General features: G+C 57.4%; 18 protein-coding genes and 1 tRNA gene. 5 read left to right on the top strand and 14 right to left on the bottom strand.

Annotated features, from left to right (window positions below; genetic code table 11):
• Nucleotides 1–127: 127 nt before the first annotated feature.
• Nucleotides 128–203 (top strand) — tRNA-Thr (locus tag U2949_RS08395).
• A gap of 68 nt (nt 204–271) precedes the next feature.
• Here the strand turns inward: U2949_RS08395 and U2949_RS08400 are convergent.
• The 13 genes from U2949_RS08400 to U2949_RS08460 all read right to left on the bottom strand — a co-directional run bounded on the left by U2949_RS08400 (nt 272) and on the right by U2949_RS08460 (nt 12,171).
• The gene (locus U2949_RS08400) at nt 272–670 is read right to left on the bottom strand and encodes a GFA family protein (RefSeq protein ID WP_009455449.1); all 399 of its coding nucleotides are present in this window, start codon (nt 668–670) and stop codon (nt 272–274) included.
• Nucleotides 671–722: 52 nt separating this feature from the next.
• Nucleotides 723–1,856, bottom strand: a complete 1,134-nt coding sequence (locus U2949_RS08405; RefSeq protein ID WP_321287143.1) for an alpha-hydroxy acid oxidase — start codon at nt 1,854–1,856, stop codon at nt 723–725.
• 279 nt (nt 1,857–2,135) lie between these two features.
• Nucleotides 2,136–3,086 (bottom strand): 2-hydroxyacid dehydrogenase, encoded by a 951-nt coding sequence (locus U2949_RS08410; protein WP_321287370.1) that lies wholly within the window; start codon nt 3,084–3,086, stop codon nt 2,136–2,138.
• Nucleotides 3,086–3,412, bottom strand: a complete 327-nt coding sequence (locus tag U2949_RS08415; RefSeq protein ID WP_026483627.1) for an NIPSNAP family protein — start codon at nt 3,410–3,412, stop codon at nt 3,086–3,088. The genes U2949_RS08410 and U2949_RS08415 overlap by 1 nt, the downstream gene beginning before the upstream one ends.
• Before the next feature lie 15 nt (nt 3,413–3,427).
• Nucleotides 3,428–4,720, bottom strand: coding sequence for a TRAP transporter large permease (locus tag U2949_RS08420; protein WP_026483626.1), 1,293 nt, complete (start codon nt 4,718–4,720; stop codon nt 3,428–3,430).
• The gene (locus tag U2949_RS08425) at nt 4,713–5,216 is read right to left on the bottom strand and encodes a TRAP transporter small permease (RefSeq protein ID WP_321287147.1); all 504 of its coding nucleotides are present in this window, start codon (nt 5,214–5,216) and stop codon (nt 4,713–4,715) included. The genes U2949_RS08420 and U2949_RS08425 overlap by 8 nt, the downstream gene beginning before the upstream one ends.
• A 68-nt stretch (nt 5,217–5,284) precedes the next feature.
• A complete protein-coding gene (locus tag U2949_RS08430; RefSeq protein WP_021447249.1) occupies nt 5,285–6,325 on the bottom strand; it encodes a TRAP transporter substrate-binding protein in 1,041 nt (346 codons plus the stop codon).
• A 53-nt stretch (nt 6,326–6,378) separates the two neighbouring features.
• Nucleotides 6,379–7,326 carry an NAD-dependent epimerase/dehydratase family protein gene (locus U2949_RS08435; RefSeq protein WP_321287150.1) on the bottom strand — a complete coding sequence of 316 codons (948 nt, stop codon included), beginning with the start codon at nt 7,324–7,326 and terminating at the stop codon, nt 6,379–6,381.
• A gap of 3 nt (nt 7,327–7,329) precedes the next feature.
• On the bottom strand, nt 7,330–8,160 hold the full coding sequence (locus U2949_RS08440; protein WP_321287152.1) for a hydroxypyruvate isomerase family protein: 831 nt from the start codon (nt 8,158–8,160) through the stop codon (nt 7,330–7,332).
• Between the two features lie 13 nt (nt 8,161–8,173).
• On the bottom strand, nt 8,174–9,070 hold the full coding sequence (locus U2949_RS08445) for an NAD(P)-dependent oxidoreductase (protein WP_321287154.1): 897 nt from the start codon (nt 9,068–9,070) through the stop codon (nt 8,174–8,176).
• A gap of 1 nt (nt 9,071) precedes the next feature.
• Nucleotides 9,072–10,784, bottom strand: a complete 1,713-nt coding sequence (ilvD, locus tag U2949_RS08450; protein WP_257722913.1) for a dihydroxy-acid dehydratase — start codon at nt 10,782–10,784, stop codon at nt 9,072–9,074.
• 35 nt (nt 10,785–10,819) lie between these two features.
• A complete protein-coding gene (locus tag U2949_RS08455) occupies nt 10,820–11,512 on the bottom strand; it encodes a GntR family transcriptional regulator (protein WP_257722912.1) in 693 nt (230 codons plus the stop codon).
• Nucleotides 11,513–11,682: 170 nt separating this feature from the next.
• Nucleotides 11,683–12,171, bottom strand: coding sequence for an Lrp/AsnC family transcriptional regulator (locus U2949_RS08460; RefSeq protein ID WP_257722911.1), 489 nt, complete (start codon nt 12,169–12,171; stop codon nt 11,683–11,685).
• Between the two features lie 114 nt (nt 12,172–12,285).
• On the opposite strand from U2949_RS08460, the gene U2949_RS08465 reads away from it, so the two are divergent.
• Genes U2949_RS08465 through U2949_RS08480 form a run of 4 tightly spaced genes read left to right on the top strand, consistent with a single transcriptional unit; the run spans nt 12,286 to nt 14,639 of the window.
• Complete coding sequence (locus U2949_RS08465) at nt 12,286–12,465, top strand: hypothetical protein (RefSeq protein WP_257722910.1); 180 nt, start codon at nt 12,286–12,288, stop codon at nt 12,463–12,465.
• 19 nt (nt 12,466–12,484) lie between these two features.
• Nucleotides 12,485–13,357: a tryptophan 2,3-dioxygenase gene (gene kynA / locus U2949_RS08470; RefSeq protein WP_051316279.1), complete on the top strand. Its 873-nt coding sequence runs from the start codon at nt 12,485–12,487 to the stop codon at nt 13,355–13,357.
• Nucleotides 13,357–14,262 carry an alpha/beta hydrolase gene (locus U2949_RS08475; protein WP_321287158.1) on the top strand — a complete coding sequence of 302 codons (906 nt, stop codon included), beginning with the start codon at nt 13,357–13,359 and terminating at the stop codon, nt 14,260–14,262. The genes kynA and U2949_RS08475 overlap by 1 nt, the downstream gene beginning before the upstream one ends.
• Nucleotides 14,262–14,639 carry a RidA family protein gene (locus U2949_RS08480; protein ID WP_257722907.1) on the top strand — a complete coding sequence of 126 codons (378 nt, stop codon included), beginning with the start codon at nt 14,262–14,264 and terminating at the stop codon, nt 14,637–14,639. Before U2949_RS08475 ends, U2949_RS08480 begins: the two co-directional genes overlap by 1 nt.
• Before the next feature lie 63 nt (nt 14,640–14,702).
• Here U2949_RS08480 and U2949_RS08485 read toward each other — a convergent pair whose 3' ends face one another.
• Entirely contained in the window at nt 14,703–15,668 is a 966-nt protein-coding gene (locus tag U2949_RS08485) for a LysR family transcriptional regulator (RefSeq protein ID WP_009456820.1), read from the bottom strand.
• Nucleotides 15,669–15,726: the final 58 nt, after the last annotated feature.

The following is a 15,726-nucleotide window of genomic DNA, read 5'->3' on the forward strand; positions in this document are numbered from 1 at the left end:
AACGACATTTTCATCATGCTCTTATAACCAGAACCTATCTATTGGCTGGGCTGGCGTGGTGTGCACCACAGCAATATTTTTCTGGTGATTGCTTCTTGGCGAAAAACCCGGCTATAATCGTCAATTCGCCGGCTTAGCTCAGTTGGTAGAGCAGCGCACTTGTAATGCGAAGGTCGAGGGTTCAACTCCTTTAGCCGGCACCACGAATAAAACAAAACGCCAAGCTTTCAAAAGCTTGGCGTTTTGTTTTTCTGCTGTCGGAATCTTGCCTTTACTCTGGCGGGAATGCTTCGTACTGAGACAGATCATCAGTAATCTCATGCCAAGATGCTTTCGAACCTACGAACACATGACATGTCGGACGCGCACCAGGGTCATCATCCAATACACCTAGCGCCAAACCTAGCTCTCCGGGTTTCTGATCAAACTTGGTCAAAATATTTGATCCACACCGAGAACAAAAGCCACGGTGTTCCCCTGGCGAGGACTCATAAAAGCGCAACAGCTCCTGCCCGCGAAGCCAATGAAAGTCTTTAGTCTTTACCTTGCCCCGCGCCCTGAACGCAGAACCATGAGACTTGCGACACATACGGCAATGGCAATAGAGCAGATCCGTAATGGAGCCGGTGATATCAAAGACCACGCCTTGGCAAAGACAGCTTCCTTTCACAAATCCCCCCAGGTAAATTTCTCGATGCTGATTTCAGCCAGTGTCTGACACCTTAGTCGGTAGAGGATACAAGACATTGGGCCAAATCTGCCGGACATAAAGCCCCCAACAGAATCATCGTTCGCTCCAGTTCCTGGGCGATCAGGCTAAGCACTTGTGCAACACCCTGTTCGCCGCCTTGAGCCAAACCATAGGCCACGGCGCGCCCCAAGAATGCACCACTTGCTCCGCAAGCAATGGCTTTGGCGACATCCGAACCCCGCCGAAAACCACTATCAATAAACACCGGCATCTGCGTTTTGACGACATCCATGATTTGCGGGAGGACACTGATTGTTGAAGGTGCGCAGTCCAGTTGTCGACCTCCATGATTGGAAACGATCAGCCCATCTACTCCGTAGCGCAGGGCCTGCCGCGCGTCTTCAGGGTGCAGCACCCCCTTGATCAATAAGGGGCCATCCCATTTGGAACGCAACCAGGAAACATCGTCCCACACTAAACGGCGGTCCATGCTCCGAGCCAGCAGTGCCGCCTGCGCCTGGGCAGATGTGGCTCCTTCCGTAGGCATCAGGTTGACAAACTGGGGTTGCCCGGCCAAGGCCTGACGCCACAACCAGCGGGGCTGCGACGCCATATCCAGCAACAAGCGGGGACCGGGACGAAACGGCAATTTGAAGCCATGGCGTATGTCCTTTTCTCTATACCCACCTACGGGCACATCGACGGTCAAAACCAGGGCCTCGAATCCAACCTGGCGGGCACGATCCAGTATGGAATTGGCCATACCCCTGTCTTGCATCACATACAACTGCATCCAGCATGGGCCTTCGCAGACTTCACGCACTTGCTCCAAGGGGCTGTTGGAGGCTGTAGACAAGATGTACGGCAAGCCAGCCTTGCCTGCGGCACGCGCAGCGTGCAGATCTCCCCGAGGGCGCACGACATCGATCAGGCCAACGGGGGCTATACCAAAAGGCGCTGACCATCGTCGCCCAAAGACCTCTATCTCTGTTGAAAGTGCCGAGGTGTCACGCAAACTGCGCGGCGATAAAGTCAGAGCCTGCAAATCTGCCTGATTACGAGTCAAGCAAAGTTCGTCTTCTGCCCCGCCTGCAACATAGTCATAGACAAAACGAGGCAGGCCGCTTTGAGCCGCTAACTGAAAGTCCTGAATACTGAGCCGCATGATGCAATCTGTCTCCCCACCTGATGCCGGGCATTCAAGGCCCGATTCAATTTAATTGTTTAAGCATCAAGTATATGACTGAACGCATCGCTCCATACAAGGAAAATACACCTAATTGACGGGGAAGCTTGTGCCAAGACCAGGGGAACAGAGTAATACGCCATCACCCTGGTTGGCACCAGACGCCCTATCTACATACTCAGCATTGGGTCATCATCTGAAAGCAGAGTTATTGCTCCAAACCTGCCAATGCGTGGTCCTTTACGAACCCTAGAACCCTTATAGCCTCACCGGCGTCACCAGCTCCCCTTCCTTGACGAAGCGCTCCACATTCTTCAACACGAGCTCACACATGGCCGCCCGGGTTTCACGGGTTGCGCTCCCTACATGAGGCAATACCACAACCCGATCATTGCTCAGCAATTCGGCAGGCACTTCAGGTTCGTTCTCGAACACATCGAGCCCTGCTCCTGCCAACAGGCTGTTTTCAAGAGCGGCGACCAATGCTTTTTCGTCCACGACAGATCCACGGGCGACGTTGATGAGGTAACCATCAGGCCCAAGAGCGTTCAAGATCTCGGCAGACACCAGGTGATACGTTTCCGGGCTGCCGGGGCATGCCACGATGAGGAAATCGCACCATTGCGCCAAGGCCAGCAGCGAAGGCTCGTGCTGCCAAGGCAACTCGGGTTTGGCGCTACGTGTGTGATAGCGGATCTCCATGTCAAAGCCGATCGCACGACGTGCAATCACCTGTCCGACTCGGCCCATGCCCAACATGCCCAGACGCTTGCCGCTGACCCGCGTGCTTGGCATGGTGGGGCCGACACGCGGCCAGTCACCACGTCTAACGTGACGGTCGGAAGCAGAGATGCCCCGCACCGTATCGATTAGCAGACCCATGGCCAAGTCGGCCACGCAATCGTTTAGAACATCCGGCGTATTGCTCAGCATCACCCCACGCGCACGGACGGCATCCAGGTCGATGGCATCGTAGCCAACGCCCAGGCTACAAATCGCTTTCAGGTTTGGCAAGGCATCAATCAGTGCCTTGTCTGCGCCCTGCGTTCCGGTGGTGATCAGCACCGTGAATTCAGCTCCACGCTCACGCAAGAACGCCGCTTGATCAGGCGCATCGCTCAAGGTTTCGACGGGGCACAAGGCGGGCAGTTTGCCCGCCAGCGGTGGTGGCAAGGGGCAGGCTTGAAGAATTTTCTGGCTCATGGTCATCATTCGCTTGTAAAAACGTCGAAATCGACTTGTTTCAACAGTGCATTGCTCTGGCGTATGACATGCCCCGCAGCGGCGGCTTTACGGCGATAGGCCAACCAGCGGGGGTCAGCCTCCAAGGCATTACGACGGACTTCCCGGTCGGCCATATCTTCGTATGCCCACAGGTGCACCACCTGATTCAACTCGCCCACTTCCGTGGTGTAGTAACCGTGGCAAGGGCCCAAATGCTCAATCTGTACGGCACGTCCTTCCGTCGCATACAAGGACAGGAAATCGCGAAGCAGGCCGGTGGGAATGGTATAGGTTCTTTGGTCGATAATCATATTGCGAATCCGTTTTTATCCAAGGTATTTGGGCAAAAGCAGCGAGATGACCGGGAAGGCCAAAAGCACGGCCAGGCGGAAAACATCGGCTACCACGAAGGGAGTCACACCCCGATACAGCGTGCTCATCTTCACGTCGGGCAGCAGGCTTTTCAGGACCATCACGTTCATGCCCACGGGCGGGGTGATGAAGCTGATTTCCGTAACCACCACCACGATGATGCCGAACCAGATCAGGTCAAAGCCCAGGTGCTGCACCAAGGGGTAGAAAATAGGCACGGTCAGCAAGACCATGGACATGCTTTCCAACACACTGCCCAGCACGATGTAAATCGCACAAATCAGCAGAATCACCACGATCGGGCTCATGTCAAACTGCTGCACCCAGTCCTGCAAATCACCGGGCATGGAGGTGAAGTTGATGAAGCTGGAAAACAGCAAGGCTCCGATCAGCACCATGAACAGCATCCCCGTGGTACGCGCCGACTCGACCAGCACGTTGGAAAGCACTTGCCAGGTCAAACGGCCACGCAACAGCGCGAACAGAAAGGCACCGCAAGCACCAATGCCCGCCGCTTCGGTAGAACTGAAGATCCCACCGTAGATACCGCCCATGACGATGATGAACAGCACCAGCACGCCCCAGACATCGCGCAACGCAAGCAAACGTTCTTTCCAGCTCATGCGCTCGCCGGGGGGGCCCGCATTGGGGTCACGCCAGATCGTCCAGCGCACCGCCAGAAGATAGAAAATAATGGCCAGCAGGCCCGGCAAAATACCGGCAGCAAACATCTTGCCTATGCTTTGCTCGGTCAAGATGGCATAGACCACCATGACAATCGAGGGCGGAATCAGAATACCCAGCGTGCCACCGGCAGCGATGGAGCCAGAAGCCAGCGCACGGCTATAGCCCAGTCGGCGCATTTCCGGATAAGCCACCTTGGACATGGTGGCCGCTGTTGCCAGGCTGGAGCCACACACGGCACCAAAGCCACCACAGGCCACCACCGTAGACATGGCCAAACCGCCTTTACGATGGCCCAGGAAGGCATACGCCGCGGCATACAGTTCTTTGGACAACTTGGCTTGAGTAATGAAGTTACCCATCAAGATGAACAGCGGCAGTACGGACAGCAAATACTGAAACCCGCTTTCACGCACGACCGCGCCGGTCATGGCATAGGCAGAAGGCCAATTGCGCATGATGCCAACGCCAATAAAGCCCACCAGGGCCATGGAAAACGCCACCGGCACCCGCAGGAAGATCAAGAGGAGCATGGCTGCAAAGCCAATCAGTGCTTCAGTCATTCTGTGCCTCTTCTTCCAGATGGGTGGTGTCTGCGTTCAGATCCCGGCGAAGCTGAGCCAGCTCCACGATGGTGTTGACGAACAGCATGATGCTCATGAAATAAACAACCGGAGCCAATGGCAGCCCCAGCAAGGTGGTCTGATCCAGGTATTCGGCCGCCGACTCGGCTTGTGTCCAGCTGACCATGGCCAGCAAGGCACTGACTCCAGCGGCCAGCAGATGGCTGGTGACATGGACGACACGGACACCCTTCTCCCCACCAGGAATAGGCACTAAATCAACAACAACGTGTTCGCGCGCCATGGTGGCAAACACGATGCCACAGAAAATGACACCTACCATCAGTATTTCGGTCAGCTCTACCGCCCCCATGACCGATACGTTGAAAATGTAGCGCCCCAATACATCAGCCAGAGTCAGCAAGGCCAGCGAGACCATGCATAACTCGGTCAAACGTCGAAGACCCGCTCTTGATAAAGAGAGAATGGAGTTCATGCTTTGTAGCTCCGGGACTGCTGGCGCACGAGGCGCACAGCAGGTTCAAGACAGTCTGCGTGTGCTGATCAATTCGCGCTTTCCCGCTGCTTCAGGTCGGCACGGAACTCGGCCAGTACAGCAGGCCCGTCTATGCCTTTGGCCTTGGCGGCATCCAGCCATGCCTGCTCGAAGGACGCTGTACGCTCTTTGACGGCGGCAATCAGCTCATCGCTGGCAGGGTGAAACTGCACCTTGTGCTCTTCCAGGATCTTCATGGCGGCCACGTCTGCATCACCCCAGGCCTTGCCGCCCAGCCGAGCAATATGCTCACCGGACAGGCTCATCAGGATCTCGCGGTCTTTTTCAGACAAACGATCAAAGGCGCTCGGGTTCATGATGATGCCGTGCAGATCCGCATAGAGGCCACCGGGGAAAACCGTGGCGTGCTTGACCACCGTATCCAGGCGGAAAGAAGCGACGGACTCGGGCGGGAACAGCACGCCGTCCACCACGCCGGTGCTCAGCAGCTCATACGATTCTGAGGCTGGCTTCACAACCGCGTTCACCTTCAGGGCCTTGGACAAGTCGGCCTGCATGCCACCACCAATGCGCAGCTTCAGGCCCTCGAAGTCGGCAATGTTCTGTACCTGCTTGTCAGTGGTGTAGACGCTGCCTGGGCCGTGACCATAAATGCCTAGCAATTTGATACCGCGATGCTCTTTGGCATCTTGCAGGTACTTGCTATAGATGTCCCAGGCCGCCAGCGAAGTAGACTCGGCGCTATTGCCCGAGAACGGCAGCATGGCAAATTTCATCAAATCGAAATTGCCGGGGTAATAGGAGTAGGAAATAAAGGCCAGATCCACAATCCCATTGCGTACCGCATCCAGGTGCCCAACCGGGTTGGTCACGGCCTTGGTCAGAAAGTTGATTTTGACGCGCCCTTCAGTGGCCTGCTCCACCTCTTTGGCCCAGGGCTTCATGAAGTTCGCCACCAGCACATGCGTTTGCGGAATCCAGGCAGAGAAAGTCAGCTCCACAGGCTTGTCCGCTTTTGCGGGACCAGCTGCCACTGCCAGGCTGGTTAAGGCCATACCCAACAGGCGAGAAATCCATCGGTTCTTCATGGGGAAATCCTTTTTTGGTGGTAGTTCGTTATAGGTATAGTTAGCCAGGCCCGTCAGGAGACAAGGGCCTGCTCAATCAAGGTTTCGGCATCGCCGTCATGATGCATACCCAACTGCGTGGCGATTGCCGTTGTCAAAGGCGGCCACTGGGCAAACTGCTGGTCAAACTGAGGGTTGGACTGAAAGCTCAATCCCGCATCGGCCCCCCGGCCATAGCGGGATTTGGCAGCCTGTACCAGCTCTGCCACCTGAAGACGCTGGGCGGGAAGATTCCACACCCGACCAGCAGGCAAGCGAGCCGCTTCCAGGCTCGCTGTTGTCAGAAGGTGCCGCACACAGGCGGGCAAGGAAAGCAGCCAGATCCACCCTTGCGGGCCGATGGGGCACTCGTAGGTGCTGCCCGCAGCCAAGGCATGGATCAAGGAGCTGGCAAAGGAAGACAGCGCCGTTTCGGCAGTCATGGGCCTGGCGACCACGGTAGGCAAGCGAACCGAGCGGCCATCCAGAAAACCCCGGCGGCTGTAATCGGCTAGCAGCAGCTCCACCATCCGCTTCTGCGTTCCATAACTTAAAGTAGGTGCGACGGGCGTGTTGTCATCCACCTGCTGGGGCAGTGGCGTACCAAAGACACCGATACTGCTGGCATACACCACAACGGGACACTGGCCTTGCTGTCGCAGATGCTCAAACAAGCCTATCGTGCCGTCTATATTGACGCGCAAACCCAGTGCAAAATTCTCTTCAGCCAGCCGACTGGTCACCGAGGCCAGATGGAAAACCGTGTCGGGTGCGGGCATCAGCACCGCCTCCAGCACGGCTTTATCAGACAAGTCACCACTAATGCAGCGCAGCCCAGGCAGGTGGTGATAGCCTTGCTCCTCAAAAGCCAGATCCGTCAGCGTCAGGCTTTGAATCTCGTTGGCTTCAAGCAGTTTGGCCGCCGCACGGGCAAGCGCTTGGCCGATGTAGCCGTTGGCGCCGGTAATCAAGACATGCTTCATGGCTTATCTCCCGGCAGCCTGCGTGCAAGCCGCATCACGGCGACGTGGCGCAGCCAGCACACCGCGATCCCGCAAAGGCTGACACCAGGCCAAACCTTCTGAGGGCAACCCACGAGGCTGATACTCGCAACCCAGCCAGTTGTCGTAAGCCAGGGCGGGCAAGACCGCCACGCCTGCCAGAAAATCATGTTGTGCAAGATCCGGCTCGTAGCGCCCATCGGCACCCGCGATCTGCACATAGCCGATCCACGGCGCACAGGCCGCCACACTGGAAGGGACGTCCAGGCTTTCTTTGACGCAGTGGTAGTAGTCAAACTGCAGACGCAGGCGCGGGGAGTTGAAATGCTGGAGCACCTCAATGACCTGCTCGGGCAAATAATAGAAGTACCCGGCCATATCGCTGCGGTTGAGCGCTTCCAGCGTCAGCACCAGATCATCCGCTTCAGCCAGGGCCAAAGCCTGTTCCAGATTGCCAAGCAGTGCAGCCCGGCAATCTTCCTGCGCGAAGGGGCTGACATCGCCCGCCATCACATGGATACGGCGGCAGCCGGTAGCCTGTGCCACAGCACGGGCGCGATCAAAAGCTTCCTGGAACTGTACCTGTGCGCCGGGAATGGCCGCCCAGCCCAAACGGCCTTGCCCCTCGCCTATCGGCGTATTGATCAGTGTCAGCTCCAGCTTGGCAGCTTGCAACTGACTGGCGTACCAGGCGGGTGCATAGTCATAGGGCAGTAAAATCTCGACGCCCTGAAAACCGTCAGCCGCTGCAGCCTCGAAGCGTTCGCTCCAGTCCAGATGCCGATACAACCAGCTGAGATTAGCGGATAGTTGCATGGGGCCGCCTGTCTTATGCGTCTATCTGTCTAAGGAAGGCGTCGCGCTGCTCGGGCAGAACGACGCTGACCACGGCAGACACTTCGGCCTGACCCAAACCCATGGCGCTTGCCACGCGCAACATTTGCTGCACGCTGGCCGCAACCGGCATAGGCGCACCGCTTTGTTGAGCATTGGCGATCAGGGTGTCGATATCCTTGAGCATGGTGGACAGCGCACCGATGCTTTTTGCCTGGGCTTCTATCATGCGCGAAGCAAAGATCTGCAAAGGCTTGGAATCCGCCCAACCGCCCGCCAGCGCGGGCGCCAGCTTGTCCACATTGATGTTATTGCGCTGGGCAAAGCCAATGGCTTCGGCCAGCGCCGCAATCGAGGTCGCCACGATGGCCTGGTTGCACAGCTTGGTCGCCTGCCCGGTACCGGAAGGCCCCATATGCGTAATATTGCCGGCATAGGCGCGCATGGCGGCCTCGGCTTCAGCCATATGGGTTTCACTGCCGCCCGTCATGATGGCCAGCGTACCGGCCTCCACACCTGGAATACCGCCGGACACCGGGGCATCAATCCAGTCAGCGCCGCAGCTTTCCAGCAAGCGGGCGGCCAATTTGCGTGTGGCCTCAGGGTCGATACTGGAATGATCCACCAGCCATTTAAGGCCCACCGCCTGAGCAATACCGTCCGCACCGAACACCACAGCCTCGGCAGCCTTGGCATCAAACAGGCATAACAAGACGCCGTCGGTGCCTTCAGCCGCTTCACGTGGCGTGTCCACAATCTGCGCACCGAGCGCTGCCAGCGGTTCGGCCTTTTCTCTGGAGCGATTCCAGATTTTGACCTCGTGACCCGCTTTCAGCAGGCGCTGCACCATGGCAGCCCCCATCAATCCCAAACCGCAAAAACCGAGTTTCATCTTATACGTCCTCAAGCTGTTCTTGCGGCCACTCGGCAGCACCCGAATGGGTCACTGCCCCTTCATTGGTCGGTCCAACCAGGCGTGCGTACTTCTCCAGCGCGCCAGCCAAACGATCTCGTACGTAGGGTTTCCATTGCTCTCTGCGTGCAGCCAGTTCCTCCTCGGACACATGCAGCTGCATGCTGCTTTGCGTGGCGTCGATGGTGATACGGTCGCCGTCTTTTACCAAACCGATGTTCCCACCGGCTGCTGCTTCAGGGCTGGCATAGCCGATACACATGCCGCGTGTCGCACCGGAGAAACGGCCATCCGTCAGCAGTGCCACTTTTTCGCCATTGCCATGACCATAAATAGCGGCAGTGACACTTAGCATCTCGCGCATACCGGGGCCGCCTTTAGGACCTTCGTTACGGATAATCAGTACGTCGCCAGCCTCATAGGCCTGCTTGGACACCACCGCCATGCAGTCTTCTTCGGTTTCAAAAACGCGAGCGCGGCCTTCAAAAACCAGAGACTTCAAGCCAGCAATCTTCAGCAAGGCACCATCGGGGCACAAATTGCCCTTGAGCACGACCAGGCCGCCCGACGCGTGAATGGGCTGATCGCTGCTGCGCACGATACGACCATCTACATCGGGAAAGTTTTCCAGAGCCTCGGCCAAGGTTTCGCCGGTAATGGTCAAGGCATCGCCGTGCAGGTGGCCGCTCTTCAAGAGGGCCTTGAGCACTACGGGCACCCCGCCGATCACGTCCAGATCACGAGCCAGATAACGGCCACCGGGCTGCAAGTCGGCAATCAACGGCGTGCGATTGAACACCTCGGCCATATCGTCCGTGGTGAAACGAATACCGACTTCGTGCGCAATGGCAGGAATATGCAAGGCCACATTGGTCGATCCGCCAGTCGCAGCAACAGCAGCAGTGGCATTTTCCAGGCTTTTACGGGTGATGAGATCACGCGGCAAAGGACCACCATGTTCCAGAATCTCCATCACGCGACGACCGGCGCGGCGAGCCAGCGCGTGTCGTTGGCTGTATACGGCGGGCGTGGTCGAAGAACCCAGAAAAGACAGGCCCAAAGCCTCTGCCACCATACCCATGGTATTGGCGGTGAACTGGCCCGGACAGGAGCCCACGGTCATGGCACAGGTGCGCTCAATGCCGTGCAGTTGCTCCAGGGAAATCGCACCAGTCTGATAACGACCCACACCCTCAATGGCAGTCAGCACCGTGTTTTCAGTGCCATCGGGCGAGTAGCCCGGCAACATGGAGCCACCGTAAATGAAAACCGAAGGGACATTGAGGCGCGCCATGGCCATCAGGGTGCCGGGCAGCGTCTTGTCGCAACCGCCCAAACCAACCAGAGCGTCATAGGCATGGCCACGCACGGCTATTTCCATGCTGTCGGCAATCATCTCGCGCGAGACCAGGCTCATGCGCATACCAGCGTGGTTCATGGAGGTGCCATCGGACACGGAAATCGTGTTCATCATGACGGGTACACCACCACCTTGGGCTACACCCAGGCGCACGCTGTCTGCTTGCGGGCCCAGCGATTTGGAACAGGGTGTGTTGTCTCCGGCGGTTCCAATGATGGCGACCATCGAACGGTCCAGATCATCATCGTCCAGGCCTGTTGCACGCAGAAAGGCTCGGTGTGGGGTGCGAGTCACGCCCTCGGTCACTGCTTTTGATCTATGTTTTTTTAGCATGGTCTTTGGTGGTGATGAGTAGTTGAGAGATCGACTTAATCGGCCAGGTCCAAGCGGTCGAAGATCCAGGAAACATCTTCCTGAATGTATTGGCGCGCCTGGGCAAACTTGCCCGCGCGCAGCGCTTTGACGGTGGATTCGTGCAGGTGATCGGCAGAGTCTTCGTTGTGCAGCTGCTCGCGGGTTTCACGCAAGTAAGCGCCCGACTGCAGCCACAGGCTCTCGATCATGGCGAGCATGACGGGAGACTGAGCGGCTCCGTAAATCGTGAAATGAAAGATCCGGTTTTTTTCCAGACTGCTGGCCACGCCTTTAGGCGTGCGGCGCTCTTGGGTGATTTCTTGCGCCAGTTGCTCCAGCTGATCCAGCAAGGACGGGGTAAGAAAAGGACCCGCCCATTCGGTGACGGTGCCTTCGATCAAAACACGGGCGCGGCGAATATCGCTCAGGCAAGCTTTGGTGATCAAAGGAACACGGGTGGTGCCATTAGGCAAAGGCTCCAGTCCCTGCTGTGCCACCAGACGGCGCAGTGCTTCGCGCACGGGCATGGTGCTGGTGCCCAGCGCATCGGCCAGGTACTGAATGCCAAGCACTTGGCCCGCACGGTACTCACCGTGCATCAGCTTGTTACGTAGGGCTTGATAGACCGCTTCGTTGACGGATTGCCGAACGATGGGTTGAAAAGCTTCGAGCGGAGCGCTTGTGCTTGCATCATCTGAATGTTTCATTAAATTCCGTCACAACGTGAATTCGAGCAAAGATTTGTGATTTTTGATCAATTCTAAGGACGGACTTCTACGGCAACAAATCAGAGCTAACCCTTAGCCACCTGATTCGTGATGTGCGACTCGACAGGCATGATGAGCGAGCAGCGCATCAAGTTTTGCAGGATACGTAATTAGGCTGCAGGGCCGGCCATTGCTGGGATTGGCAGCTCGTTAAGGCCCTTGAATTCCTGCAAGGAAAAACTGGTCTGCGCTTGCCGAACACCCGGTAAACGATGCAATTTTCGTTGCAACAATTCCGAATAGCTGTCCAGATCCTTGGCCACGACCATCAGCAAAAAATCCGCCGGACCGGCAATGCCGTGGCACATCACCACCTCCGGAATATCACGCACGGCCTCTACAAACTGCACCGAACGTTCTTCATTTTGAAAGTCCACACTGATGCTGACGAAGGCCACCACGCCATAGCCCAGGCCACGACGATCCAGCCGGGCGTGGTAGCCTGAAATAAGCCCGGCTTCTTCCATGCGTCGAATCCGGCGCCAGCAGGGCGACTGCGATATGCCCACTTTTTGCGCCAGCTCGCTTGTTGTGAGCCGGGCGTTTCTTTGGAGCTCGGCCAGCAAACTGCAGTCCACCTCATCCAGTTCTATTTGCATAAAAAAACCCGTTTTTTAAGTTTTTCAGAAAAAGTTATGCTTCTATAAAAAACAGCTTGGCGCAAGACCCTTAAATCCATAAGATCAACGCATAAATTTAAGTGGGATGAAATCATGAAACCACAGAGAAATTTCAGCTTCACCCCTCTGCCCGCCCACTCGGGTGACCGCATCCTGCCGCTGATGGAGACCTTCGGGCAAGATGCATTGCAAGCTCCCCTCGGCGCGCAACGCGACTATGGTTTTCTATCGACCCACGCGACCTGTTTAACAGGTCGCACAGATCATTATTAACGTACCGGGAACAGAACAAATGAATGCTTCCAAAGCATCGGCTGACAAGGGAATCGGCGAGACAGAGCGCATTGTTTCGGAAGAAAAAGCGCAGTTGGATTTCAGCCAATCCATGAGCTATGGCGACTACTTGCACCTGGACGAGGTGCTGGGCGCTCAACACCCGCTCTCGCCTGCCCACGACGAAATGCTGTTCATCATTCAGCACCAGACCAGCGAACTCTGGATGAAACTGATGCTGCACGAACTGAATGCGGCCACCGCATCGGTCGCCGCCGACCGCTATGCCGACAGCTTCAAGATGCTGGCGCGTGTCTCGCGCATCATGGAGCAACTGGTCAGTGCATGGACTGTGCTGTCGACCATGACCCCGCCGGAATACACCGCCATGCGGCCTTATCTGGCCAGTTCCAGCGGCTTTCAAAGCGCGCAATATCGCTGCATTGAATTTGCTCTGGGCAACAAGAACGCCGCCATGCTCAAGCCACATGCACACCGCCCGGACCTGCTCCGCCAAGTGGAAGCGGCCTACCGTGCGCCTTCGCTGTACGACGAATCGCTGCGCCTGCTGGCCCGCCAAGGTTTCCACATTCCCGCTGACTATCTGGACCGTGACTGGACGCAGCCCTACGTGGCCAGCCCCGAGGTCGAAGCCGCCTGGTTGCAGGTTTACCGTGACCCGCATGCACATTGGGATTTGTACCAGCTGGGCGAGAAACTGACCGACATTGAGGACGCCTTCCGTCTTTGGCGTTTCCGCCATGTCACCACGGTTGAACGCGTTATTGGCTTCAAGCGCGGCACCGGTGGCACAGGCGGCGTCAGCTACCTGCGCAAGATGCTGGATGTGGTGCTGTTCCCCGAGATCTGGACTGTTCGGACAGCGCTGTAATGCAGTCTCCACACGACTTACTCTCCGCGCAGGAGCGCGAACGCGAATATTCGCCCAGCTCCTGTATAGGCGGAAACTATGCGCCCTATATCGAGGACTACGCCACGCTTAGCGCAGCGGCCTTGCAAAGCGGAGCTCGGCATGCCGAGCTTGCCTATGGCAGTGCCGCCGCGCATAAGCTTGACCTCTTTTTACCTACGCCCCGCGACTCGGAATCCCTCCCGCCGCTGCTACTGTTTATTCATGGCGGCTACTGGCAGGAACTTTCCAAGGCCTCCTCTTTATTCTCGGCCCCGGACTGCATCGAGGCCGGCATTGCCTTTGCCGCTATCGATTACACCTTGGCACCGCAAGCCTCTGTCCACGAGATGGTACTGGAATGCCGCCAGGCACTGCGTTGGCTGCACCAACACGGCGAAGAGCTGGGCTTTGACCCGCAACGTATCGTCGTGTCCGGCAGTTCTGCCGGCGCGCATCTGGCGGCCATGTGCTGCTTGCGTGGATGGAAAGATGATGCCGATTTACCCGTAGGGGCACCCGCAGCGGCGGTACTGGTTTCAGGCATTTACGACCTGCAGCCCCTGATTGGCACCAGCATCAATGAGGCACTGTCTCTGGACGTGGCGAGCGCACGGGCAATCAGCCCCCAACTCCTTGATCTGACAGGCTTTCCGCCCACCGTCATCAGCTGGGGAGAAATCGAAACCTCGGAGTTCAAACGCCAGAGTCAGGCTTTTGCCGATGCGCTGAATGCAGTGGGAGCCCGGTATCTGCCCCCCATCGAAATGCCAGCACGCAACCACTTCGATGTCATTCTTGACCAGGCTCGTCCCAACACCCGCTTGGGCGATGCCACGCACGCGCTCTTTGCGTCCTTGCCGGTCACCTCTACTCGGAGCAAGTGATGAAACAAGTTGTCGACGTCGGACTGCCACCCCTGAAGCAAGCATTTTCCTGGGCCGTCAAAGCCAAAGGGGAAATGCTGTTTACGGTGAACGGACCTGTGCGGCCGGACGGCAGCATTGATACGGGAAGCATCGAGCAGCAAGCTCGCCTGACCTTTGCCAATCTGCAACGGGCCACGCAAGCGGCCGGTGGCAGCCTGGACAATGTCACCCAGGTGCTGATCTACATGACCGATGTTGCCGACATGGACAGCATCGACAAGGTGTACAGAGAGTTTTTCTCCGCGCCCTTCCCCAACCGCGCCAGTGTTGGCGTTGCGGCCTTGGTGGAGCCGGGCATGAAGCTGGAAGTTCTGGCGTACGCGATGATCCCCTAAGGCCTGCAGAGGCGGACGAGCATCCAGCAAAGCCGCCCAAGCCTTGATCAACAAGCGTGTTGATTACAGCGAGTCAAACGGGTCTTGCGTGCTTGGCAAGCCGGTGTCGTCCCCCAGCACAAAGCGCGGGATGAATTGCAGCACATACTGCCGCATGGCTTCGACCAGGCGCTGCGCATCCGGACGCAGTTCGCGGGATCGCAAGGACACCACACCGACCATATAAGGCACGTGGATATCAATCGGGCGCAGCACGACGTTGGGCAGTGGCAGGCCGTGGGCGGTAAAGGGGTCAATCAAGGACACGCCTACCCCTTGGCTGGCCAGAACCAGACCCTCCAACGAGGAGGCAACCTCGATATGACGGATATCTTCCGGGGCTTCCGGACTGGCACGCAGCAAGGCGGTTGCCAGGGTATGGCGCAAGCGGTGGCGGTTCTGGATGGAAATCAGGGGGGTGCCCTGAATATCACTGAGACGCACCAGTTCCTGTTTGGCCAGGGGATGATTGACGGCCATGCCCAGCAGGCACGGGCTTTGACCTGACCAATGCAAGGTGCAGCCATCAATGTCCAGCGGCAAACTGGTCACCGCCAGATCGGCCCGTCCTTCGTCAATGGCTTGCACCACTTCTTCCGGCTTTACCGTATCAATAATCAGCTTTTGCTTGAAGGCCGGATCGTGCTGCTCCATGATGCCCAGCGCTTGCGGCACCAGGCCAATCGCCAAGGCGTGAGTAGTCACGATGCGCAGAGGTCGCAGGCCCCCACGGGCGATTTCCAGAGCGCGGCTTTGCAGCACCTCCAGATTCATCAAGACGGGCCGGGCTTCCAGATAGAACTCGCGCCCTTGTTCAGTCAAGGTGACCTGCGGACGGGTGCGGGTAAAAAGCCTGAAGCCCAGTTCCTGTTCCAGCTCCTGGATCTGGCGGCTAACCACTGGTTGAGAGCGGTCCAGCAGTCGGCCGGCAGCGGTAACACTGCCAGCAGACATCACCGCTGCAAAGGCTTCTAATTGGCGAATTTCCATGTCGTTCTATGTGAATGCCGCATTTATCAACACGGAATATTCTAATGCGGAATAGTTA

It is taken from the genome of Alcaligenes phenolicus (genome assembly GCF_032063905.1).
Classification (GTDB): Bacteria; Pseudomonadota; Gammaproteobacteria; order Burkholderiales; family Burkholderiaceae_B; genus Alcaligenes; species Alcaligenes phenolicus.